Here is a 22,760-nt window from a genome sequence, read left to right on the forward strand (position 1 = left end):
CGCCCGTCAGGGCGCTACGACCCCGAGGACCGGACGTCCACGTCGGCCGCCCGCACATAGCCGACCCGGTGCCCGACCTGGATCTCGTAGTACACGTCCTGGCCCCGGACCACCGCGTGCTTGGTCACGTCGAAGGTCGGGGAGTAGAAGTACTCCGACCGCACCCGCCCGCCGACCGCGTACTCCTGGCCGGCCAGCAGCCGGTACGGCAGCGGGGTGACCGCCTGCACCGGCACCTGCGCCGGATACGCCTCCTTCTCCGGGTACGCCCGCCCGTAGACCGGGATCTCCAGTCGGCCGGCCTTCGGCGTGGCCACCAGGCCCTTGGCGTTCACCGCCGTCGGGTGCGAGCGCGGGTTGTGGAACCACGCCCGCTGCCCGAGGTACCAGATCGCCGTCCAGTCGCCGGACCGGCCCGCCACCGCGAACCGCTGGCCGGTCGTGGCCCGCGCCCCGGTGTCGTTCACCCCGGTGGTGGAGGCGGAGCCGTCCGGGTGCAGCCCGATGTCCTGGACCAGCGGCGCGCTCTCGCTGGGCGCGGTGTACAGCCGCACCGCGCCGGATCCGTGCGCCGCACAGGGCTGCCCGGCCTTCTCGCAGTCGGTGTAGACCGGCCGGTTGCGGTCGTAGGACGGGCGGATGGTGACCAGGCCGCCGCGCGGGCCCGCGGTACGGGTGAACGGCCGGCCCAGCAGGGTGAAGTAGTGCGCCCAGTCCCAGTACGGGCCGGGGTCGGTGTGCATCCCCGGGATCGTCGAGGGGACCGTGCCGGGCACGTTGTCGTGGCCCAGGATGTGCTGCCGGTCCAGCGGGATGCCGTACTTCCTCGCCAGGTACTTCACCAGGCGGGCCGAGGCGCGGTACATCGCCTCCGTGTACCAGGCGTCCGGCGACGCGAGGAACCCCTCGTGCTCGATGCCGATCGAGTGCGAGTTGAGGTACCAGTTGCCCGCGTGCCAGGCGACGTCCTGGGTCCGCACGTGCTGCGCGATCAGCCCGTCCGCCGAGCGGATGGTGTAGTGCCAGGACACGTACTTGGGGTCCTTGATCAGCCGCAGCGTGGTCTCCCACGACCCCTCGGTGTCATGGATGACGATGGCGTCGATCCGCTGGTCCTTCGGGCGGTCGGCCAGATCGTGGTTGCCGTAGTTGGCCCCGTCGTCGTACTGCTCGTACGGAGCCGGCCAGGACTCGCAGGCCACCGACCAGGGGCACTCCAACGCCCCGCCGGCACCGGACGTGGCGGCGCGGCGGGCGGTGGCGGCGCTGCTGAGACGTTTCTCTTGGGTGGCGTCGGCGGTCAGCCGGGGCGCCGCGGCCAGCGTGACCCGCTGGCCCGCGTCCGTGGTGCGGCTCAGCCCCTGCCGCATCACCCCGAAGACGTCCCGGGCGAAGGCCGCGCCGCTGCGCGGATCGTCCCCGCTGCCGTAGCGCGCCACCGCGGTGTACCACTTCGCCGGGTCGCTGCTGGTCGGCAGCCCCAGCGCGCGCTGCGCGGCGGCCAGCAGGGCGGCCCCGCCCCGCACGTTCGCCGCCGGATCGGTGCGCAGCCGCGCCGCCGGCAGCCCGGTCAGCCGCGCCGCGGTCGGCAACGTCCGCAACCGGGCCGGGAGTTCGGCGGGCAGCGCCACCCGCCGGGACGGCGACCGCCCGGCCGTGCGCAGGGGCCGCGCACCGTCGCCGCGGGCGTCCTCGCCGTCCGCGCTGTACTCCGGCGCCCGCGCCACGGCCGCCCGGGCGTCGGTCAGGTGCATCGGCCCGTAGCCCCCGGAGACGCTGGGCGCACCACCGTGGGCATCCCAGCGGGACTCCAGGTACGAGACGCCCAGCAGCACGCTGCGCGGGACGTGGTAGCGCGCGGCGGCGTCGCCGAAGGCCCGCTGCAGGGCGCCGGACGGGGACTCACCGGCCCGCGCGGACGGGGCCGCGGCGAGCAGGGGCAGCAGCAGCGCCGCGGCGGCGACGGCGGTGGCGGATCTGCGTAGGGCGGGATGGCGGGTTCTCGGCGCGTCTTCCGGTGCGGATCCTCGCAAAGCAGCCTCCTCAAGCCGGCCCGAGCCGGGGCGGTGTGACGGTGGTGTGCCAGGGCCTGCCCGGTGGTGCGTGAACCGGCCAGGCCGCGGTCGCGCGGGAGAACCCGAGCGTAAGGCCCCGGTCGGCCGAGAACCATAGATTTGCCGACGCGCCGTCAATCACCCCACCCGGTTGGGTTTTCGCATGTCAGGGCAGCACCGCCAGGAGCCTTCCCGGAGTCGACCCGGGACCTGCGGGGCATCAGTGGAATGGACCAATGCACGGGTGAGCGGCGCGGCCCGGGTACGGGCGCGCCGCTCACAGATTTCCCCTCGGGCACCGGTCGGCACCCGGCGGTCAGCGGGTGCCGACCGCCGCCCGCACCGCCCGCCGCGCCATCTGCGCGTCGTCGTGCAGCCTGCGCAGCAGCAGTCGCTGCTCCTCGCCCGCCGTGGGTGCCCCGGGGTGGTGGCCCGCCCCCGGAGTGGTGGTCGGTGCGGGCTCGCGCATGGTCCGCTGCACCGCGGTCTCGTACCGCCGGATCTCGCGGGTGAGCACCAGCATGAGGTTCACCAGGAAGGCGTCCCGCGCGGTGGTGCCCGCCGCCTGGGCGAGCTGGCTGATGTGCCGGCGGGCCACCGGCGCGTCGCCGAGCACCGTCCACAGCGTCGCCAGGTCGTAACCCGGCAGGTACCAGCCCGCGTTGTCCCAGTCCAGCAGCACCGGGCCGGCGGGCGAGAGCAGGACGTTGTTCAACAGGGCGTCGCCGTGGCAGAACTGGCCCTGGGTGTGCGCCAGCCCGTGCAGCAGCTTCTGCAGATCGCCCATGTCGCGGTCGGTGAGCAGTCCCAGATCGTGATAGCGCCCGATCCGGCCGGCGTAGTCCAGCGGGGCGTCGAACAGCCCGGCGGGCGGACGCCAGGCGTTGACCCGGCAGATCGCCGCCAGCGCGGCCCGCACATCGGCCCGCGGCGGGGCCTCGGAGGGGTGCCGCGCCAGGGCCGCCACCCGCCCCGGCATGCGCTCCACCACCAGCGTGCAGTTGTCGGGGTCGGCCGCCACCAGCCGCGGCACCCGGACCGGCGGACGGTGCCGGACGAACGCCCGGTACGCACTTATTTCCTGCCGGAAGCTCTCGGCCCACGCGGGGGAGTGGTCCAGTAAACACTTGGCGACGGCGCTCATCCGACCGGTCGTCCCCAGGAGCAGTACGGACTTCCCGCCGCGGCGCAACACCTGGACCGGATTGAACTCCGGGCAGATGCGGTGCACTGAGGCGACGGCGGCGCGCAGCTGGGCGCCCTGGGGGCCGGACAAATCGAGTCTCCCGCTGAGCGGTTGGGTGCCCATCCCCTGTGCCCGCCGGTTCCGGCCGCCGGGGAGTCCGGTCACCGCCCCCGCGGCCGGGGAGGGATCGAGATACGGCCCGCTCCCGTGGGGGTGCGGGCGGTACGTCCGGGTGGGGGCGGTCACGGCGGACGATGCTGCATACATGGGTGAGACAGGTCCCTTCGTGCGCCGACGAGTTGCGTGCGCTCCCGGCCCGGTGGCGGGAACCCGCGAACGGGCCCCGTACAGGCGGCCGATCCGTAGGTCCCCGTGCAGGGCACGCACCCTGGGGAATGCGGTCCCGCCACCGGGCCGGGGGCTGCACACCTACCGAACACGCGGGTGCGGGTGGCAGACCATCTGGCGCACCCTGGCGAACCCTGGCGAATGCTCGCAGCGCATGTCAGCGGCCGTTAGTGTCAACTCAGTCGAGGAACCTGGGGGCTTGACGTGAGCAGGGAGCCGAACACCCGTCTCGCGGACCTTTTCGGCCTGGCCGGCTGGTCCAAGGGAGAACTCGCGAGGTTGGTCAACCGGCAGGCGGCGGCCATGGGTCATCCGCAGCTGGCGACCGACACCTCGCGGGTCCGGCGCTGGATCGACATGGGCGAGACGCCCAGAGACCCGGTGCCCAAGGTCCTCGCCTCCCTCTTCACCGAGCGCCTCGGCCGTGTCGTAACCATCGAGGACCTCGGGTTCGCCCGGTCGGGTCGCTCGGGGAAGCGTCAGGCCATGGACGGTCTGCCGTGGGCGCCCGAGCGGACCGCTGCGGTCCTCACGGAATTCACGGGAATGGACCTCATGCTCAATCGACGCGGCTTGGTGGGGGCGGGCGCGGCGCTCGCCGCGGGCTCCGCACTCACCGGCGCCATGCACGACTGGCTGCACACCGACCCCGCCCCCATGGCCCTCCGCCACGACGATCCGCTCGCCCACGAATCCCTGCACGAACTCGACCAGATCGGCCTCGACCGCTACGAGGCGGCCCCCGTGGGGTCACAGGAGATCGACGCCCTGGAGCACTCCGTCGAGGTGTTCCGCCGGTGGGACGCGGCCCGCGGCGGCGGCCTCCAGCGCAAAGCGGTGGTGGGCCAGCTCAACGAGGTCGGCGGGATGCTCGCCTACCGCCACCCCGACCACCTCCAGCGCCGGCTCTGGGGCGTGGCCGCCAACCTCGCGGTGCTGGCCGGCTGGATGTCGCACGACGTGGGCCTGGAGCCCACCGCGCAGAAGTACTTCATCATCGCCGCGCACGCGGCCCGCGAGGGCGGCGACCGCCCGCGCGCCGGCGAGGCGCTGTCCCGCGCCGCCCGTCAGATGGTCCACCTGGGCCGCCCGGACGACGCCCTCGACCTGATGAAGCTGGCCCAGTCCGGTTCCGGCCAGGAGACCCTGCCGCGCACCCGCGCCATGCTGCACACCATCGAGGCGTGGGCCCATGCGTCCAAGGGCCACGGCCAGGCGATGCGCCGCACCCTCGGCGAGGCCGAGGAACTGTTCGTCTCGGACAAGGGCGATGTGCCGCCGCCGGCCTGGATGCAGATGTTCGACGAGGCGGACATGCACGGCATGCAGGCGCTGGCCTTCCGCACCCTCGCGGAGCACGATCCGGCCGCCGCCAGGATCGCCCAGGGGCACGCCAAGAAGGCGCTCCAACTGCGCAGGAACGGTCACCAACGGTCGCAGATCTTCGACTACATCTCGATGGCCTCGGCCTGTTTCATCGGCGGCGACCCCGAACAGGCCGACACCTACGCCCGGTTGGCGCTGGTCTCCATCGGTGAGAACTCCTCGCACCGCACCTGGGACCGGCTGCGGGAGATGTTCCGGCTCACCGGCCAGTACGCCGGCTGCGGCAAGATCCAGGAACTCCGCGAGGAGCTCCAGCAGGTCCTGCCGAAACCGCGCCCCAAGGGGCAGACGGCGGCGCTGGGGCCGAGCATCGGGCCGGAGCTGGGGCCGAACTTCTCACTCTGAGCGCCGCCGTGCGACCCGCCCCCGCGCCCCGACGGCGTGGGGCGGCCCGTCCTCGCGGGTCGGTCCGCGAGGAACAGTCGTCCGCACACGCGACGACGGTGCACTCGTACCGTCGAACGCCGCGGTCGAACGTCCCGGCCTCGACGTCCGATGCCGCAACCGATCCTTGTCCACCGACCGATGCCCGCCGACTGATGTCCACCGGCCGAAGCTCAGCGGACCACCCGCCGGGCGACCTGCCAACCATGCTGCGTCAGCTGATATATGACACCCCATCAACAACGATCGGGGCCTCTCGGGGCGGCCGGCTCTCGCGCGGCCGGTCCGCCCTGGGCGGTCGCGCCGTGCGTCAGTCGCCGACCTTGGCGATCAGGACACAGGCGTCGTCCTCGCGCTCGGTCGCGCCGAACTCCTCGACCACGATGCGGACGCAGTCCTGCGCACTGCGGGCCGCGCTGAACCGCGGCGCCAGGTCCAGCAGCCGCTCGGTGCCCTCATGGGCGCTCTCCGGGCCGTGGGCGCGGCGCGGGACCAGTCCGTCGGTGGCCAGCACCAGCAGATCGCCCGGCTCCAGCTGCTCGGTGCGCTGATCGTAGTGCGCGCCCGTCGTGGCGCCGAGCAGTACGCCCTCCGGTGGGTCCAGCGCGCGCCCCGTGCCGCCGCGGAACAGCAGCGGTGCGGGGTGCCCGGCCTGGCCCCACTCCAGCGCCCGGGTCGCGGGGTCGAACTGGCAGCACACCGCACTGCCCAGCGCCGGCTGGGTGGCGGTGTCCAGCAGCTGGTTGAGGAAGCCCATCAGCTGTCCCGGCCGGTGGCCGGCCACGGCCATCCCGCGCAGCGCACCCAGCACCATCGCCATCCCGGACGTCGCCGCGACCCCGTTCCCGGTGAGGTCGCCGACGCTCAACAGCGTGCGCCCGTCGGGGAGTTGCAGCGCGTCGTACCATCCGCCGCCGATCAGCGCGGAGGCGCCGGCGGGGAGGTAGCGGCCGGCGAGGTCCAGGGTGACCGGGCCGCCCTCGGGGAAGCGCAGCGAGCCGCGCCAGGGCGGCAGCACGGCCTCCTGCAGCTCGACCGCGAGCCGGTGCTCGGTCTGCGCGATGTGCCGCTGGCGCTGGAGCGAGTCACCGGTCTCGCGCACCGCCATCTGGCTGCGGCGCAGCTCGCTGACGTCGCGGAGGACGGCCCACATGCAGGCCGTGCCGCCGTCGGAGTCGAGCACCGGTTCGCCGACCATGTGGACCGTGCGGATGCCGGAGTCGGTGCGCACGATCCGGAACTCGCCGTCGATGGGCCGGCCGTCCACCAGGCAGTCGGTGACCATCACGGCCAGCTTCTCCTGGTCGTCGGGGTGCACCAGGGACGGCAGCTCGTCCAGGGTCAGCGGGCCGTCGGCGGGCTCCCGGCCGAACATCGTGAAGAGCTCGTCGGACCAGGTCACCTCGTCGGTGAGCAGATTCCACTCGGCGCTGCCCACCCGGCGCAGCAGTGCGCCCCGCTCGGGCGCCGCGGGCTCCGGCGTCGCCGCAGGCAGCTCGACCGGCGGTTCCACGACATCGGTCGGGTCGGCGGTCAGGTCGGCGGGCAGGCCCTCTCTGAGCTGGTCGAGGTGGCCGCCGAGGTCGTCCAGGTGGTGGACGGCGAGGTCGCACAGCGCCCGCTGCCAGCGCAGCTGCGGGTCGGCGGCGAGGTCACCGGCCACCGAGGACTCTCTGCGTACCGCGTCGAGGCCACCGCGCAGGGTGCGGGCCTGCGAGATGAGTGCCTCGACCGCGTCACGCTCGGGGGTCTGATCGGCTGGGTGATCCGCGAAGAGAGGGGGCGGCATGACGTACTCCGTGATCAGGCGGCGCCGGAACGTATGGGCCGGTTACGACTCTTGCACAGGCTGCGACCGTCCGTAAGGGATTTGGCATTACCCGATACGGTGGTGCACCTGGCATATGTCAACGGCCTCCCTTCGGTGGTCGGGCCGAATCGGCGGAATAACGCGTTCCACGCTAGGCTTCGGCCGCCGTACAGCTGTCTACCCCGCCGATCCATGGGGGGAACGACGCATAGGGCCCGCAGTCACCGGCAAGAATGCCGGTCAGCGGAAATCCCGTTGCCAGCCTGTCCCCCGCACCGGATGCTGACCTCATGTTCGATCCAGACATAGCGCCCAGTGGCACCCTGCTCGGCCTCCTTCAGCGAGGCCGCGGCGACGGGACCCTGCATGCCCTCGCGGCGCCGCGGGCCGAGGCGCTCGCGGCACTCAACGACAGTGTGCTGTGCGACTCGCGCCGGGACTGGCAGGTGGAGAACCGCTCGCTCTACTACGCGCGCCTCTACATGCAGCTCGACGGCGGCCTCGAGGAGATCGAACGGCACCTGTTCCACCCCGACGACCTCACCGACACCGGCGAGGAGCGCACCGGCCTCGCCCTCTCGGTCCTCGGCCACCTCGCCGCGTACGGCAGGGACGCCGCCCGACTGCTGCTGCGCAGCTACGCCGCGGTCGGCGGCAACTGGCGCTGGGCTCTCGACGAGCTCGCGCTGCGGGACGACGACGCCGGGCTGATCGGGCTGGCGCCGGCCGTGCTGGCCCGCTTCCCCGAGACGCCGGAGGGTGACGCCCAGCTGGCCACCGCCGTCCGCGACGCCTTCGAGCCCCGCCCCTGGCGGCTGTGGGCCGAGGATCCCCGCTACCGCGCGCGGCTGGCCGCCGCCGGGGAACAGGGCTCCTTCGACCGCTGGCAGCGGCAGCTCCGGCCGCGCGGACCGCGCCCCGGCTGGAGCGTGGCCGAGGTGCTGGAGTGGGCCCAGCAGGAGCTCGAACCGCGCCCCGGGGAGCACCGCTACATCGCCGCCGCCCGCTGCCTGAGCGCCGTCGCCGGTCCCGAGGACCGCGCCGAGCTGTTGCGGGCCGGCCGCGGCGGACCGGACGCGGCGCGCGCCGCCGTCCTGCACCACCTCGCCGAACGCGGCGACCCGGAGGTCCTCGACCTCGTCGAGGCCGCCGTCACCGATCCGCTCTCCGCCGAACCGCTGGTCGCCGCCGCGCTCTCCTCGTACGAGCGGATGCGCAGCGTGGCCGCCGTCGAGCGGGCCCGGGGGTGGGCCGCGCGCAACGACCGGCTGGGCGCGTCCGCCGCCGGGATGCTCGCCCGGCGCGGGGCCCGCCGCGACGCCGACCTGGTGCTGGCCGCGCTGCGCCGCACCGTGCGGGAGGACGGCCCGGACGCCGACGCGCTGTGGGATCTGGTGGACGGGGCCGGCCGCCTCGGGATCACCTGCGCCGCCCCCGTATTGCGCCACCTCTACCGCGAGACCTCCTCCTCCCATCTGCGCGGTCGGGCCGCCGCCGCGCTCGCCGTCACCGACCCCGGGTTCGCCGCCGGCTTCGCCGTCGAGTGCCTGTGGGACTGCGAGGAGACCACCCGGGAACTGGCCGCCCGGCACGCGGCCACCGGCGACGACCGGGTTGTCGAACAGCTCCGCCGGCTCGCCGCCGACCCGGCCGAGGAGGCCGAGGTGCAGACCGCGGTCCGCGCCCGGATCGGCCCGGACGCCTCGGCGGTGTGACGCCGCGGGCGATGCCCGCCTGATCGGGCGCGGTGGTGCGGGCCCGTCCGGTGGACCACGGTCGGTCGGACCGTGATCCACCGGACAAGCCCTAACGCTCATGGGACGTTCGCCGGTTGGAAAGATCCCCTTGGCCCGGTCCACGCACGGCCCGCCGACAACAGCGGTATGCGTGTCGCCCTGGTCACCGAATCCTTCCCGCCCGACGTCAACGGCGTCGCGCACTGTGCCCTGGAAACCGCCCGCCACCTCGTCCGGCGCGGGCACGAGCCGCTGGTCATCGCGCCGCTGGCGAACTCCGCGCCGGCCGCCGCCGCGCTCGCCTACGAGAGCCCGTGCCCGGTGGTGCGGGTGCCCTCGATGCCGCTGCCCGGATACCCGCAGGTGCGGATCGCGCTTCCGGGGCGGCGGCTGTCCGCGGCGCTGGACGGACACCGGCCCGATCTGGTCCACCTGGCCAGCCCGTTCGTGCTCGGGGCGCGCGGGATGGCGGCCGCGGCCCGGCGGGGGGTGCCGGCGGTCGCGGTGTACCAGACCGACATGGCGCGTTATGCGCGGACCTACCTGGGGCGCGGCGCGGCGGCGGCCTGGCGGCGGATCCGGGCGGTGCACGCCGCCGCCGACCTCACCCTGGCCCCGTCCAGCGCGGCGCTGCTGGACCTGACCGAGCACGGGGTGCCCCGGGTGCGGCTGTGGCCGCGCGGGGTCGACTCGGCGCGGTTCCACCCGGGGCGGCGGGACGCGGTGCTGCGCAGCTCACTGCTGGCGGGGCGGGAGATGTTGGTGGGGTACGTGGGGCGGCTGGCGCCGGAGAAGGACGTCCGGCTGCTGGCCGAGACCTCCCGGCTCCCCGGCGTCCGCACCGTGGTGATCGGGGAGGGGCCCAGCGCCGCCACCCTCCGGGCCCAGCTGCCCGAGGTGCGCTTCCTGGGCCGCCGGACGGGCGACGAACTGGCCCGGCTGTACGCCTCGTTGGACGTCTTCGTGCACACCGGGCCCTACGAGACCTTCTGCCAGACCGTGCAGGAGGCGATGGCCTCCGGCGTCCCGGTGGTCGCGCCGGCCGCCGGCGGGCCGCTGGACCTCGTCGACCACGGGCGGACCGGGCTGCTGGTCCCGCCCGGGGACGGTGGCGCCCTGCGGGACGCGGTGCGGGCGCTGGGCGGCGACGCGGAGCTGCGGGTGCGGTACGGGGCCGCCGCCCGGCGGGCGGTCGCGGCCCGCACCTGGGAGGCGGTCGGCGACCAGCTGCTGGGCCACTACGCGGACGTGCTGGCCGACCGGACGGCGGTGGCGGCGTGACCGCCCGCCGGCCCCGGGACGCCCGGGCGGGACTGCGGATCGTCCGGATCGCCAACTTCGTCGCCCCGGCCTCCGGCGGGCTGCGCACCGCGCTGCGCGAGCTGGGCGCCGGCTACCGTGCCGCCGGCCACGAGCCGCTGCTCATCGTGCCCGGCCCGCCGGACGCGCTGGGGCCGCGCGGCATACGGGACGAGGAGAGCGCGCAGGGCCGGGTGCTGACCCTCCCCGGTCCGCTGGTGCCCGGCAGCGGCGGCTACCGGGTGCTGACCGACCGCCCCCGGCTGCGACGACTGCTGGCGGAGCTGGCCCCGGACCGGCTGGAGGTCTCGGACCGCACGACGCTGCGCTGGACGGGGGAGTGGGCCCGGCGGGCCCGGGTCCCCGCGGTGATGGTGTCGCACGAGAGCGTGGACGGGGTGCTGCACACCTGGGGCGTGCCGCGCCCGCTGGCCCGCGCCGTCGCCGACCGCGTCAACTCCCGTACCGCGTATGCCTACAGTCGGGTGGTGTGCACCACCGAGTGGGCGGCGGCGGAGTTCCTGCGGGCCGGCGCGCGCAACGTGGTGCGGGCGCCGCTCGGCGTCGATCTCGCCGCCCGGCACCCGGGCCTGCGCAGCCCGGCCGTGCGCGACCGGTACGCCCGAGGCGCCGCCGTGCTGCTGCTGATGTGCTCCCGGCTGTCGACGGAGAAGCGGCCCGGGCGGGCCCTGGACGCGCTCGTCGAACTGCGCCGGCGGGGCGTCGACGCGGCGCTGGTGGTGGCCGGCGACGGGCCGCTGCGGGCCCGGCTGGAGCACCGGGCGCGGACCGGGCGGCTGCCGGTGACGTTCCTCGGGCACCTCGCCGACCCGGGCCGGCTGGCGGCGCTCCAGGCCAGTGCCGACCTGGCCCTGGCGCCCGGCCCGGCCGAGACGTTCGGGCTCGCCGCGCTGGAGGCGCTGGCCTGCGGCACCCCGGCGGTCGCCAGCGCGGCCTCGGCGCTGGCCGGCCTGGTGGGCGACGGCGGCGACACCGCGCTGGACGACGGCCCGTCCTTCGCCGACGCGGTGCAGCGGGTGCTGGCGCGGCCCGAGCCGGCCCGCCGGGCCGCCGCGCGGCGGCGCGCCGAGGGCTACGGCTGGCAGCCGGCGGTGGCCGCGTTCCTGGCGGCCCACGACGCACCGCGGCCGGCCGGCGGGCGACTGGCCGGGAGGCCCGGGCCGCGGGCCGTGGGTCCCTGGAGTGCCTGGTGACGCCCCGGTTCGTGGCCCTGGGGGACTCGTTGACCGAGGGGCTCGGCGACCCCGTGGCGGGCGGCGGCTGGCGGGGCTGGGCGGCGCTGCTCACCGACGCGCTGGGGGAACGGCCGGGCGACATGGGGCTGGTGAACCTCGCGCGCAGCGGGGCGCTGGCCGACGAGGTGGCGCGGGAGCAGCTGCCGGTGGCCCGGGAGCTCGCCCCGCGCTTCGCGTCGCTCCTGGCCGGCGCCAACGACACGCTGCGCGCGGCGTTCGCCATCGAGCGGGTGGCCGCCGCGCTGGACCGGACGCACGGCACGCTGAGCGCCGACGGCACCGTGGTGCTGACGGCCTGTCTGCCCGACCCCGGGCGGATGCTGGGGCTGCCCGGGCCGCTGGCCCGCCCCCTGGCCCGCCGGATGCGCGCCGTCAACACCGTGGTGCACGCGGTCTCCGCGCGCTACGGAGGCGTCCACGTCCACCTCGCCGAGCATCCGTGGGTGGCCGACCGGGCCACCTGGAGCGTGGACCGGCTGCACCCCAGCGAGCGCGGCCACCGGCTGCTGGCCCGCGACTTCCACACCGCGCTCGCCGCCCGTGGACTGGCCGCCGGCCCGCCGCCCCCACTCGACCTGGACGGCCCGCCGCCGACCCGGGCCGGTGCCGCGCTGTGGATGGCGACCCGCGGCACCCGGTGGGTGGCCGACCGGTGCACCGACCTGCTGCCCGGCCTGCTGGCGCTGGCCGTCCGGGAGTGCCGGTACGGCCTGGCCGGATCCGGTCGGCTGCTGGACGCCGCCGCCGAGCGGGCCACCCGCAGTGCGCTCGCGGCCCTGTCCGAACCCGGCGGCGCTGCCACAATGGCGGGGTGACCGGACGCTGGGAGTTCTGGATCGACCGCGGCGGTACCTTCACGGACGTGGTGGGCCGGCGCCCGGACGGGCGCCTGGTCACCGGCAAGCTGCTCTCCCACCACCCCGAGCGCTACCGGGACGCCGCGGTCGCCGGGATCCGGATGATGCTGGGGCTCGCCCCGGACGCGCCGGTGCCCGCCGAGCGGGTCTCGGTCGTCCGGATGGGCACCACCGTCGCCACCAACGCCCTCCTGGAGCGCACCGGTGAGCCGACGGTGCTGCTGACCACCGAGGGCTTCGGTGACGCGCTGCGGATCGCGTACCAGAACCGGCCGCGGATCTTCGACCGGCGGATCGTGCTGCCGGAGGCGCTCTACGACCGGGTCGTCGAGGTGCCGGAACGGGTCGGCGCCCGCGGGGAGCCGGTCCGGCCGCTCGACCGGGAGCCGGTCCGCCGGGAGCTGCTCCGGGCGCGCGCGGACGGCCTGCGCAGCGCCGCCGTGGTGCTGCTGCACGGCTACCGCCACCCCGCGCACGAACGGGCCGTCGCCGAACTGGCGGAGGAGGCGGGCTTCACCCAGGTCAGCTGCTCGCACGAGGTCAGTCCGCTGATGAAGCTGGTGGCGCGCGGCGACACCACGGTCGTCGACGCCTACCTCTCGCCGATCCTGCGGCGCTACGTCGACGAGGTCGCCGCCCAACTCCCCGGGATCCGGCTGCTGTTCATGCAGTCCAACGGCGGGCTGCGGGAGGCCACCCACTTCCGGGGCAAGGACGCGGTGCTGTCCGGTCCGGCGGGCGGGGTGGTCGGCATGGTGCGGACGGCCGCGGAGGCCGGCGGTCCGGGCGGCGGCTTCGACCGGGTGATCGGCTTCGACATGGGCGGCACCTCCACCGACGTGTCGCACTACGCGGGCGAGTTCGAGCGGATCTTCGGCAGCGAGGTGGCCGGGGTGCGGATGCGCGCCCCGATGATGAACATCCACACCGTCGCGGCCGGCGGCGGATCCGTGCTGCACTTCGACGGCCGCCGCTACCGGGTCGGCCCCGACTCGGCCGGCGCGGACCCCGGACCGGCCTGCTACCGGCGCGGCGGCCCGCTCACCCTCACCGACGCCAACGTGATGCTCGGCCGCATCCAACCCGACCACTTCCCGGCGGTGTTCGGACCCGAAGGCGACCGGCCGCTGGACGCCGCCACGGTCCGCACCCGGTTCGCCGAGCTGGCCGCCCGGGCCGCCGCGGCGACCGGAGACGACCGCGGCCCCGAGGACGTCGCCGCCGGCTTCCTGGACATCGCCGTGCTCAACATGGCCAACGCGGTCAAGAAGATCTCCGTCCAGCGCGGCCGGGACATCACCCGCTACGCGCTGGTCAGCTTCGGCGGCGCCGGCGGCCAGCACGCCTGCGCGGTCGCCGACGCGCTGGGCGTCGGCACCGTCCTGGTCCCGCCGCTGGCCGGGGTGCTCTCCGCGTACGGCATCGGGGTCGCCGACGCCACCGCGATGCGGGAACAGGCCGTCGAGGAGCGGTTCGCGGAACCGGGGGCGATGGACCGGGTCCGCGCGGTCTGCGACGCCCTCGCCCGGCAGACCCGGCGCGAGCTCCTCGACGACGGCGTGCCGGCCGCGTCGCTCACCACCCGCGCCCGGGTCCTGGTCCGCTACGCCGGGACCGACGCCGCCCTCGCCGTGCCGCTCGCCGACCCCGCCACCATGGCCGCCGCGTTCGTCCGGGCACACCGCGAGCGGTACGCCTTCACCATGGACAAGCCGCTGGTCGCCGAGGCGGTGTCGGTGGAGGCGCGCGGCGCGGCCGGCGGCGCGACCGGCTACGACGTCCGACTGCCCGAGCGGGAGCGGGAGTCGGCAGCCGTGGCGACCGTCCGGATGTACGTTGGCGGGCGCTGGCGGGACGCCGGTCTCCACCACCGCGGTGACCTGCGGCCCGGCGACGTCCTCACCGGCCCGGCGATCATCGCCGAGGAGAACGCCACCACCGTCGTCGACCCCGACTGGCGGGCCGCCGTCGGCGAGCGCGGCCACCTGCTGCTCACCCGGGCCCGCCCGCGCCCCGACCGGACCGCCGTCGGCACCGCGGCGGACCCCGTACTGCTGGAGGTCTTCAACAGCCTCTTCATGGCAGTCGCCGAGCAGATGGGCGTCCGCCTGGAGAACACCGCGCACTCCGTCAACATCAAGGAGCGGCTGGACTTCTCCTGCGCGCTCTTCGACGCCGAGGGCAATCTGATCGCCAACGCCCCGCACATCCCCGTCCACCTGGGGTCGATGGGGGAGTCCATCAAGGAGGTGCTGCGGCGGCGCGGGAGCGACCTGCGGCCGGGCGACGTGTACGCGATCAACGACCCGTACCACGGCGGGACGCATCTGCCGGACATCACCGTCGTCACCCCGGTGTTCGCCCCGCCGGGCCCCTCGGGCGCCGCACTCCTCTTCCTGGTCGCCTCCCGCGGCCACCACGCCGAGATCGGCGGGATCACCCCCGGTTCGATGCCCGCGTTCAGCAGCACCATCCAGGAGGAGGGGGTCCTCTTCGACAACTGGCTGCTGGTCCGGGACGGCAGGCTGCGTGAGCGGGAGACCCGCGAACTGCTCTGCTCCGGGCCGTATCCGTCCCGCGCCCCGGACGTCAACCTCGCCGATCTGCGCGCCCAGATCGCCGCCAACGAGAAGGGCATCCACGAACTGCGGCGGATGACCGACGAGTTCGGGCTGGACGTCGTACGGGCCTACATGCGGCACGTCCAGGACAACGCCGAGGAGTCGGTGCGCCGGATCCTGGCCCGGCTGCCGGACGGGCACTACCGCTACGAGACGGACGGCGGCGCGGAGATCCGCGTCGCGGTGACCGTGGACCGCGCCGCCCGCAGCGCGGTGCTGGACTTCGCCGGCACCTCGCCGCAGCAGCCCGGCAACACCAACGCGCCCAGCTCGGTGGTGATGGCGGCGGTGCTGTACGTGCTGCGGACCCTGGTCGCCGAGGACATCCCGCTCAACAGCGGCTGCCTCAAGCCCGTCGAGGTGCGCATCCCGGAGGGTTCGATGCTGGCGCCCGTCTTCCCGGCGGCCACCGTCGCGGGGAACGTGGAGACCTCCCAGGCGGTCACCGGCGCGCTGTACGCCGCCCTCGGCGTGCAGGCCGAGGGCTCGGGCACGATGAACAACCTCACCTTCGGCAACGACCGGGTGCAGTACTACGAGACCGTCGCCAGCGGCTCCGGCGCCGGCGACGGCTTCGACGGCGCGGACGCCGTCCAGACCCACATGACCAACTCCCGGCTCACCGACCCCGAGGTGCTGGAGTGGCGCTATCCGGTCCGCGTCGACGGCTTCGCGCTGCGCGACGGCAGCGGCGGCACCGGACGCTGGCACGGCGGGCGCGGGGCCGAGCGGCGGCTGCGGTTCCTGGAGCCGATGACCGTCGCCCTGCTCTCCGGCCACCGCCGGGTGCCCCCGTACGGGATGGCGGGCGGTGGGCCGGGGGCGCTGGGCGCCAACTTCCTGGAGCGGGCGGACGGTTCACGGCAGGAGCTGCGGGGGTGTGACACGGCCGAGGTCGGGGTGGACGACGTGCTGGTGATCCGCACACCGGGCGGTGGGGGATACGGGGTGGCTTAGCAGGGCGGCACCCGGTCGCGGAGACCGTCGGGTCCGCGGCCGGGCGCCGTCCTCCCGTCGGCTGCTCCTTGGCTACTCCTCCGCCCCCGCGCGGCGGCACGCCTCGTAGGCGAGCACCGCGGGGACGTACTCCTGCCGCAGCTCGAAGTAGCAGGCCCGGACGCTCTCCGCGCCACCCTCTTCCCCGAGGAGACAGGCCCGTTCGACCACCTCCTCGTTCGCCACGGGGTGGTGCTCCAGAACGGTGTAGAAGCAGGCGTGCGGGCTCGCGTGGGCGGCCGGGGCGAGCGCGACGACGCCGCCGAGGGCGAGGGCGAGACCGCTGAGGGCGGCGGTGAGGCGGGGGATGAGACGCATGGTGGTGACGGTTCCTTCCGTGCGGGAGCCCCCGAGAGGGAGCTCAGGGTGTGTGATCCGCTACGGAAAGTGCCCAGTGCCGGTGCCCGCGATACGGGGGGAGGCGAGGCGCCGGGAGTGAACGGCCGGCGCGCGAGGCGTAGTTGGGTCGGTGGTGCGCTCCGGTGTCAGCTGGGGCGGGCCGCTGGTCGCGACCGCCGGCCGATCCGCGCGAACCGCACCGGAGTCCCCGGTGCCGCCTGCGCCGCCGCGGCCAGGAAGCGCTCCGGGACGACCCCCACGACCGGGTAACCGCCGGTCGTGGGGTGATCGTGCAGGAACAGCACCGGCAGGCCGTTCGGCGGCACCTGGAGCGCGCCCAACGGCATGCCCTCGCTGGCGAGTTCACCGTCCCGGGCGCGTTCCAGGGCCGGGCCCTCGGTGCGCAGCCCGATCCGGTTGGAGGCCGCGGAGACCCGGAACCGGCCGGCGGCCAGCGTGCGCAGCCCGGCCGCGGTGAACCAGTCGTCGCGCGGACCGGGCAGGAACGGCAGCACGAGTTCGGCCGCCGGCCCGGCGTGCGGGACCGCGTCGGCCGCCGCCGGGGGGCCGTACGGCGACCCCAGCGGGAGCACCGCGCCGTCCGCGAGCGGGTCCGGGCCCAGGCCGGAGAGGAGGTCGGTGGCGCGGCTGCCGAGCACCGGCTCGGCGTCGATGCCGCCGGCGACGGCGAGGTAGGCGCGCAGCCCGTGGGTGGCCGTCCCGGCCTCCAGTACGGCGCCGGCCGGGACGGGGACCGGGGCGCCCCACGGGGCGGGGCGGCCGTCCACCGTCACCGGGCAGGGGGCTCCGGTGACCGCGACGGTGGCGGCGGTCCGCAGCCGGACGGCGCAGCCGGTGAGGGTGGTCTCCAGGGTGGCCGCCGACGCGGGGTTGCCCACCAGGCGGTTGGCGAGCCGGTGCGCGGGCCCGTCCAGCGCCCCGGAGTGCGGCACCCCCAGGTGGGCGTGGCCGGGCCGGCCGAGGTCCTGGACGGTGGTGAGCGCACCGGCCCGGACCACCGAGAGGGCGCGGTCGGTCATCGGGCGGGCTCCTCGGGTGCGCGGTCGGTGCGGGACGGGGCGGTGCGCGGGGTCGGGACGGTGGCGTCCGCGGGGACGAAGCGGACCGGGGTGCCGGGGGCGAGCAGCGCCGCCGGTTCGCGCCGGGGATCCCACAGGACGGCGTCGGTACGGCCGATCAACTGCCAGCCGCCGGGGGAGGAGCGCGGATAGATCCCGGTGTACGCGCCGGCCAGGCCGACCGAGCCGACCGGGACCCGGGTGCGGGGGCTCTCCCGGCGGGGAACGTGCAGGTGCGCGGGAAGCCCCGTCAGATAGCCGAAGCCGGGCGCGAATCCGCAGAACGCGACCCGGAAGGTGGTGCCGGAGTGCAGGCGGACCACCTCGTCGGCGGACATCCCCCACAGCGCGGCGACCTCGGCGAGGTCGGGACCGTCGTAGTGGACCGGGAGCTCCACGGCGGGGCGGTCGTCGGCGGTCGGCGGCGGGACCCGCCAGCCGGCCAGCTCCGCGGCCAGCGCGGACGGATCGGCCAGGCCGTCGAGGAAGACCGTACGGGCGGCCGGCACCATCTCGCGGACCGCGGGGAGGGTGCCGGCGGCGGCCCGGCGCAGCAGTTCGGCGTGCAGTGCCTCGACGTCCCGGGGGGTCGGCAGTTCGATCAGCAGTCCGTGGTCGCCGACCGGCAGCGTCGTCAGGGACGGCCGCCCGGCCCCGTCGGTCGCCGCCCCCGCGCCCTGCGACGTCATACGAAGCTCCGGACGTGGACGCCGGCCGCGGTCAGCTCGGACCGGACCCGTCGGGCCAGCTCCGCGGCGCCCGGGGTGTCGCCGTGCAGACAGAGGGAGCGCGCGGCGACCGCGATCCGGGTGCCGCCCAGGGAGGTGACCGCCCGGTCGCGGGCCAGGCCCACGGCGCGCTTGACCACCGTGTCGGGGTCGTGGACGACCGCGCCCGGCTCCCGGCGCGGCACGAGCGTGCCCCGGTCGGTGTAGGCGCGGTCGGCGAACGCCTCGCCGACGACCGGGAGTCGGGCCTGCGCAGCGGCCCGGTGCAGTTGCGACCCGGGCAGCCCGAGGACCGGCAGCCGGCCGCCCGCGGCACGGATCCCGGCGACCACCGCGGCGGCCTGTTCGGCGTCGTGGACGCAGCGGTTGTAGAGCGCGCCGTGCGGTTTGACGTAGCCGACGCGGGCGCCGGCGGCGCGGGCGAAGACCTCCAGCGCGCCGATCTGGTAGGTGATCTCGTCGGCCAGTTCCTCGGGCGGCACGTCCATGGCGCGGCGGCCGAAGCCGGCCAGATCGCGGTAGGAGACCTGGGCGCCGATCACCACCCCGCGCTCGGCGGCCAGGGCGCAGACCCGGCGCATCGTGCTCGGGTCGCCGGCGTGGAAGCCACAGGCGACGTTGGCGCTGGTGACGACGGACAGCAGGGCCTCGTCGTCGGTGAGCTGCCAGCGGCCGAACCCTTCGCCGAGGTCGGCGTTGAGGTCGATGAGGGGAGGGGCCGCGGAGTCGCTCATGGATGTCCGTTCCGGGTGCGGGGGTGCGGAGGGGAGGGTGACGGGAAGGGGGAGGGGAATGTGGTGGGGGAGACCGTGGGGGGCCGCAGCGCAAGTCAACGTACAGATCGTTGAACGATCCGACAAGAGGTGTGTTGTCCCGTCCCGTCTTCTGGGATTGACTTCGGCTGACAGCGCAGCGGGACGGGCCTCGCCGGTCCGTCCGAACGGACGGAGCGGACAGCGGTATGGCCGGCGGAGTGGCGAAGAACGATCAGCGGCGGCTCGCCGAGGTCGCGGGACTGGAACGGGACCGCGCCCTGCTCGGCCGCGCCAGCACGGCCGAGCGGGTCGCCGACATCCTGCGCGAACGGATCACCGAGGGCTACTTCCCGCCCGGCGTGCGGCTGTCGGAGGAGAGCATCGGCGGCGCGCTGGGCGTCTCGCGCAACACCCTGCGCGAGTCGTTCCGGCTGCTCACCCACGAGCGGCTGCTGGAACACCGGCTCAACCGCGGGGTCTTCGTGCGGATGGTGACCGTCGAGGACCTCGACGACATCTTCCGGGTGCGGATGCTGGTGGAGTGCGCCGCGGTGCGCGGGCTGGGACCGGGGCCGTACGACGCCGCGACCACCCGGTCGGTGGCGGCGATCGATGAGGCGGTGCGGGCCGGCGAGGAGGCCGCGGCGGACCGTGCCTGGGCCGAGCTGTCGACCGCCAACCTCCGCTTCCACCAGGCCGTCGTCGCGCTGGCGGGCAGCCCGCGCACGGACGAGCTGATGCGCGGCGTGCTGGCCGAACTCCGCCTGGTCTTCCACGTGATGGACGACCCGCGGCGCTTCCACTCGCCCTATCTGGTCCGCAACCGGCAGATCGTCGAGACGCTGCTGGCCGGCGACGCGGCCGAGGCCGAACGGCTGCTGCGCGCCTATCTGGAGGACTCGCGCACCCAGCTGTCCGCCGCGTACGCCCAGCGCATCGCCGAAGGCTAGGGCCTGTCCGATGGGTCATGGCCGGGTCTGCGGCGTCTGGTACGGCACCTCGCCGCGTTGCCGAAACGCCCCAATAGCTCCGCTATCGAGCCGCTCCGGCGCCTTGCGATGCACCGCACCAGACGCCGCGGCCTTGCCGACCCTGACCCATCGGACAGGCCCTAGGGCCGGTCCGGCGGACCGACCCCCGGTCCTGTTTTGTCGTCGCCAACCCCTTGTCGGATCGTTCAACAATCGCATAGCCTCCGCTGCAATTCCTGAGCAACCCCTCAACGCTCCCCCAGTGTCCGCTGCCCGTCGCCGTCGCGGCGCGCATCCGCGGGGGACCCGTCTACGCGGAAGGCGGATCCATGATCGTCCTCCTCGGCGTGCTCGTGGTCGTGATCGGCTTCGCCACGAAACGCAATGCCCTGCTGGTCGTCGCCGCGGCCGGCATCATCACCGGCCTGCTCGGCGGGCTCTCGCCCGCGAAGGTGCTGGCCGCCTTCGGCGAGGGCTTCGCCGGCAGTCGCGCGGTGACCATCTTCGCGATCACCCTCCCGGTCATCGGCCTCCTGGAGCGCTACGGCCTCCAGGAGCAGGCCCGCACCCTGATCGCCCGGTTCGGCCGGCTCACCACCGGGCGGTTCCTCGCGCTCTACCTGGGCCTGCGACAGATCGGCGCGGCCGTGGGACTGACCAACGTCTTCGGGCACGCCCAGACGGTCCGCCCGCTGGCGGTCCCGATGGCGGAGGGCGCCGCCGAGCGCCGCTACGGCCGGCTCCCCGCCCGCACCCGGGAGAAGATCCGCTCGTTCGCGGCCGGCGCGGACAACGTCGGCCTGTTCTTCGGGGAGGACGTCTTCCTCGCCGTCGGCTCGATCCTGCTGATCACCGGCTTCGTGAACACCACCTACGGGACCCACCTCGAACCGCTGCACCTGGCGCTGTGGGCGATCCCCACCGCGCTGTGCGCCTTCGTCGTCCACGGCTGGCGGCTGCTGCGTCTGGACCGCTTCCTGGAGCGCGAACTGCTCGCCGCCAACGCCCACCCCGCCATCGCAGAAGGGGCCGCCCGATGATCAAGGCAGAGTGGTTCTACTGGCTCGTCGGCCTCAGCTTCCTGGTGATGGCCGCCCAGATGGTCACCGACCGCAGCAACCCCAAGCGCTTCGGGACCGGCGCCTTCTGGGGGCTGATCGGCGCCGGGTTCATCTACAGCAGCTGGGTCGTCACCAAGCAGGCGCCGGCCGAACCGCTGGGCGCCGCGGTGCTCGTCATGGCCGTCCTCGCCGGCTTCGGCTTCACCGGCCGCGGCACCCCGCGCACCACCACCCCCGAGGAGCGCACGGCGAGCGCCGCCCGGCTCGGCAACAAGCTCTTCGTCCCGGCCCTGACCATCCCGGTCGTCGCGATGGCCTGCGCGATCGGCGTCAAGCACCTGTCCATCGGAGGCGAACCGGTCCTCCAGAAGGGCAGCGAGACCATCCTCGGCCTCGGCCTCGGCGCGGTCGTCGCGCTCGTCGTCGGCATGGTGCTGCTGCGCGAGAAGCGACTCTCGGTGCCCGTGCGGTCCGGTCGCACCATGCTGGAGGCGATGGGCTGGGCGATGCTGCTGCCGCAGATGCTGGCCACGCTCGGTGCCATCTTCCAGGTCTCCGGCGTCGGCGGGCAGGTCGGCAAGCTCGCCACCGCCGTGCTGCCGAAGGACTCCCTCTACGTCGCCGTGGTCGTCTACTGCGTGGGCATGTTCGCCTTCACGCTCATCATGGGCAACGCCTTCGCCGCCTTTCCCGTGATGACCGCCGCCGTCGGCTGGCCCGTCCTGATCGGGCACTTCCACGGCAACCCGGCCGCCGTCCTGGCCCTCGGCATGCTCGCCGGCTTCTGCGGGACGCTGGTCACCCCGATGGCCGCCAACTTCAACATCGTCCCGGCGGCGCTACTGGAACTGAAGGACCAGTACGGGCCCATCAAGGCGCAGTTGCCGACCGCCGGCATCCTGCTGGGCTGCAACATCGTGATCATGGCGCTGTTCGCGTTCTGACCCGCTCCGACGGTCGTCCGCGGTCGGTCCGTGACCGCCGGCAGCCGTCCGCGGCCGTCCGCGGCATCCGCGGCCGTCGACGACCGCCGCGCCGTCCCTGGCGGACCACCGTCCGCCGCCCACCGTCCGCCGCCCGCCGCCCGCCGCCCGCCGCCCACCGCCCGCCGTCCGCTCCGCCCGCCTCCGCACCGCCCGAGAGGGACCGCATGACCGCCACCACCCCGCCGAGCCGCACGACTCCCACCCCGCCCACCCGCGTCCTGTTCACCGGCTTCGAGCCGTTCGGCGGCGAAGCCACCAATCCGTCCTGGCGCGCGGTGCGCGCCGCGGTCGCCGCCCCGCTCGACGGGCTGGCGTTGCACGCCGCCGAACTCCCCTGCGTCTACGGCGACTCGCTGACCGCCCTGCGCGCGGCGATCGACGAGGTGGGTCCGGACATCGTGGTATGTGTCGGACAGGCGGGCGGGCGCCCGGACCTCACCGTCGAACGCGTCGCCCTCAACGTGGACGACGCCCGCATCCCCGACAACGCGGGCGCGGAACCGATCGACGCGCCGATCGTGCCGGGCGGTCCCGCCGCCTACTTCGCCACCCTGCCGATCAAGGCGTGCGTGGCCGCGGTGCGCGCCGCGGGCCTGCCGGCCTCGGTCTCCAACACCGCCGGGACCTTCGTCTGCAACCACGTCTTCTACGGGCTCGCCCACCTCATCGCCACCGAACTGCCCCATGTGCGCGGCGGATTCGTGCACATCCCCTACGCGCCCGAGCAGGTCACCGACCGCGCCCAGCCGTCGCTGCCGGTCGACGCGGTCGCCACCGCGCTGCGCGAGATCGCCGTCACCGCCGCCCGTACCCGCACCGACCTGCGGGTCGCCGAGGGGGCCACGCACTGAGCCGCCGGTGCCGCCGGTAAAATGACCGGTCGGCCGGCCCGTGGGCCCCGTCGGGAA

The 22,760-nt window shown here is 74.9% G+C and carries 17 protein-coding genes; 10 read left to right on the plus strand and 7 right to left on the minus strand.

Annotation, left to right across the window (positions count from 1 at the left end):
- Nucleotides 1-14: 14 nt before the first annotated feature.
- Both SNOUR_RS32860 and SNOUR_RS32865 read right to left on the minus strand, forming a co-directional pair.
- Nucleotides 15-2,033, minus strand: coding sequence for an N-acetylmuramoyl-L-alanine amidase (locus SNOUR_RS32860; RefSeq protein WP_067354325.1), 2,019 nt, complete (start codon nt 2,031-2,033; stop codon nt 15-17).
- Between the two features lie 337 nt (nt 2,034-2,370).
- The gene (locus SNOUR_RS32865) at nt 2,371-3,507 is read right to left on the minus strand and encodes an aminoglycoside phosphotransferase family protein (RefSeq protein WP_067354329.1); all 1,137 of its coding nucleotides are present in this window, start codon (nt 3,505-3,507) and stop codon (nt 2,371-2,373) included.
- Nucleotides 3,508-3,792: 285 nt separating this feature from the next.
- Between SNOUR_RS32865 and SNOUR_RS32870 the strand changes: the two genes are divergently transcribed.
- Nucleotides 3,793-5,319: a DNA-binding protein NsdB gene (locus tag SNOUR_RS32870; RefSeq protein ID WP_067354332.1), complete on the plus strand. Its 1,527-nt coding sequence runs from the start codon at nt 3,793-3,795 to the stop codon at nt 5,317-5,319.
- A 349-nt stretch (nt 5,320-5,668) separates the two neighbouring features.
- Here the strand turns inward: SNOUR_RS32870 and SNOUR_RS32875 are convergent, their stop codons facing one another.
- Nucleotides 5,669-7,147, minus strand: coding sequence for a PP2C family protein-serine/threonine phosphatase (locus SNOUR_RS32875; protein ID WP_067354335.1), 1,479 nt, complete (start codon nt 7,145-7,147; stop codon nt 5,669-5,671).
- A gap of 311 nt (nt 7,148-7,458) precedes the next feature.
- On the opposite strand from SNOUR_RS32875, the gene SNOUR_RS32880 reads away from it, so the two are divergent.
- From SNOUR_RS32880 to SNOUR_RS32900, 5 genes are all read left to right on the plus strand, one after another.
- Complete coding sequence (locus SNOUR_RS32880) at nt 7,459-8,883, plus strand: hypothetical protein (RefSeq protein WP_067354336.1); 1,425 nt, start codon at nt 7,459-7,461, stop codon at nt 8,881-8,883.
- 168 nt (nt 8,884-9,051) lie between these two features.
- Entirely contained in the window at nt 9,052-10,185 is a 1,134-nt protein-coding gene (locus tag SNOUR_RS32885; RefSeq protein ID WP_067354339.1) for a glycosyltransferase family 4 protein, read from the plus strand.
- Nucleotides 10,182-11,417, plus strand: coding sequence for a glycosyltransferase (locus tag SNOUR_RS32890; protein WP_067354342.1), 1,236 nt, complete (start codon nt 10,182-10,184; stop codon nt 11,415-11,417). The genes SNOUR_RS32885 and SNOUR_RS32890 overlap by 4 nt, the downstream gene beginning before the upstream one ends.
- Nucleotides 11,414-12,274: an SGNH/GDSL hydrolase family protein gene (locus SNOUR_RS32895; RefSeq protein ID WP_067354344.1), complete on the plus strand. Its 861-nt coding sequence runs from the start codon at nt 11,414-11,416 to the stop codon at nt 12,272-12,274. Before SNOUR_RS32890 ends, SNOUR_RS32895 begins: the two co-directional genes overlap by 4 nt.
- Nucleotides 12,271-15,894 carry a hydantoinase B/oxoprolinase family protein gene (locus SNOUR_RS32900; protein ID WP_067354347.1) on the plus strand — a complete coding sequence of 1,208 codons (3,624 nt, stop codon included), beginning with the start codon at nt 12,271-12,273 and terminating at the stop codon, nt 15,892-15,894. The genes SNOUR_RS32895 and SNOUR_RS32900 overlap by 4 nt, the downstream gene beginning before the upstream one ends.
- Nucleotides 15,895-15,966: 72 nt before the next feature.
- On the opposite strand, the gene SNOUR_RS32905 is transcribed toward SNOUR_RS32900, so the two are convergent.
- From SNOUR_RS32905 to SNOUR_RS32920, 4 genes are all read right to left on the minus strand, one after another.
- Nucleotides 15,967-16,251, minus strand: coding sequence for a hypothetical protein (locus SNOUR_RS32905; RefSeq protein ID WP_067354349.1), 285 nt, complete (start codon nt 16,249-16,251; stop codon nt 15,967-15,969).
- A gap of 167 nt (nt 16,252-16,418) precedes the next feature.
- Nucleotides 16,419-17,312, minus strand: a complete 894-nt coding sequence (locus tag SNOUR_RS32910; RefSeq protein ID WP_067354351.1) for a 5-oxoprolinase subunit C family protein — start codon at nt 17,310-17,312, stop codon at nt 16,419-16,421.
- A complete protein-coding gene (pxpB, locus tag SNOUR_RS32915) occupies nt 17,309-18,040 on the minus strand; it encodes a 5-oxoprolinase subunit PxpB (RefSeq protein ID WP_067354353.1) in 732 nt (243 codons plus the stop codon). Before pxpB ends, SNOUR_RS32910 begins: the two co-directional genes overlap by 4 nt.
- Nucleotides 18,037-18,813 carry a LamB/YcsF family protein gene (locus tag SNOUR_RS32920; protein ID WP_067354356.1) on the minus strand — a complete coding sequence of 259 codons (777 nt, stop codon included), beginning with the start codon at nt 18,811-18,813 and terminating at the stop codon, nt 18,037-18,039. The genes pxpB and SNOUR_RS32920 overlap by 4 nt, the downstream gene beginning before the upstream one ends.
- 227 nt (nt 18,814-19,040) lie before the next feature.
- Here SNOUR_RS32920 and SNOUR_RS32925 point away from each other — a divergent pair, with 227 nt between their 5' ends.
- The 4 genes from SNOUR_RS32925 (at nt 19,041) to pcp (ending at nt 22,703) form a co-directional block, all read left to right on the plus strand.
- A complete protein-coding gene (locus SNOUR_RS32925) occupies nt 19,041-19,784 on the plus strand; it encodes a GntR family transcriptional regulator (protein ID WP_067354359.1) in 744 nt (247 codons plus the stop codon).
- Nucleotides 19,785-20,134: 350 nt separating this feature from the next.
- A complete protein-coding gene (locus SNOUR_RS32930) occupies nt 20,135-20,845 on the plus strand; it encodes a DUF969 domain-containing protein (protein ID WP_067354361.1) in 711 nt (236 codons plus the stop codon).
- Nucleotides 20,842-21,810, plus strand: coding sequence for a DUF979 domain-containing protein (locus tag SNOUR_RS32935; protein ID WP_067354365.1), 969 nt, complete (start codon nt 20,842-20,844; stop codon nt 21,808-21,810). Before SNOUR_RS32930 ends, SNOUR_RS32935 begins: the two co-directional genes overlap by 4 nt.
- Before the next feature lie 206 nt (nt 21,811-22,016).
- On the plus strand, nt 22,017-22,703 hold the full coding sequence (pcp, locus tag SNOUR_RS32940) for a pyroglutamyl-peptidase I (protein ID WP_067354367.1): 687 nt from the start codon (nt 22,017-22,019) through the stop codon (nt 22,701-22,703).
- The last annotated feature ends 57 nt before the right edge of the window (nt 22,704-22,760 follow it).

It is taken from the genome of Streptomyces noursei ATCC 11455 (genome assembly GCF_001704275.1).
GTDB lineage: Bacteria > Actinomycetota > Actinomycetes > Streptomycetales > Streptomycetaceae > Streptomyces > Streptomyces noursei.

Excerpts from the sequence above, each read along its gene's own strand:
- SNOUR_RS32865 (WP_067354329.1), bottom strand. The coding sequence starts at position 3,507 with ATGTATGCAGCATCGTCCGCCGTGACCGCCCCCACCCGGACGTACCGC.
- SNOUR_RS32875 (WP_067354335.1), bottom strand. The coding sequence starts at position 7,147 with ATGCCGCCCCCTCTCTTCGCGGATCACCCAGCCGATCAGACCCCCGAG.
- SNOUR_RS32880 (WP_067354336.1), top strand. The coding sequence starts at position 7,459 with ATGTTCGATCCAGACATAGCGCCCAGTGGCACCCTGCTCGGCCTCCTT.
- SNOUR_RS32885 (WP_067354339.1), top strand. The coding sequence starts at position 9,052 with ATGCGTGTCGCCCTGGTCACCGAATCCTTCCCGCCCGACGTCAACGGC.
- SNOUR_RS32905 (WP_067354349.1), bottom strand. The coding sequence starts at position 16,251 with ATGCGTCTCATCCCCCGCCTCACCGCCGCCCTCAGCGGTCTCGCCCTC.
- SNOUR_RS32910 (WP_067354351.1), bottom strand. The coding sequence starts at position 17,312 with ATGACCGACCGCGCCCTCTCGGTGGTCCGGGCCGGTGCGCTCACCACC.
- pxpB (WP_067354353.1), bottom strand. The coding sequence starts at position 18,040 with ATGACGTCGCAGGGCGCGGGGGCGGCGACCGACGGGGCCGGGCGGCCG.
- SNOUR_RS32920 (WP_067354356.1), bottom strand. The coding sequence starts at position 18,813 with ATGAGCGACTCCGCGGCCCCTCCCCTCATCGACCTCAACGCCGACCTC.
- SNOUR_RS32925 (WP_067354359.1), top strand. The coding sequence starts at position 19,041 with ATGGCCGGCGGAGTGGCGAAGAACGATCAGCGGCGGCTCGCCGAGGTC.
- SNOUR_RS32930 (WP_067354361.1), top strand. The coding sequence starts at position 20,135 with ATGATCGTCCTCCTCGGCGTGCTCGTGGTCGTGATCGGCTTCGCCACG.
- SNOUR_RS32935 (WP_067354365.1), top strand. The coding sequence starts at position 20,842 with ATGATCAAGGCAGAGTGGTTCTACTGGCTCGTCGGCCTCAGCTTCCTG.
- pcp (WP_067354367.1), top strand. The coding sequence starts at position 22,017 with ATGACCGCCACCACCCCGCCGAGCCGCACGACTCCCACCCCGCCCACC.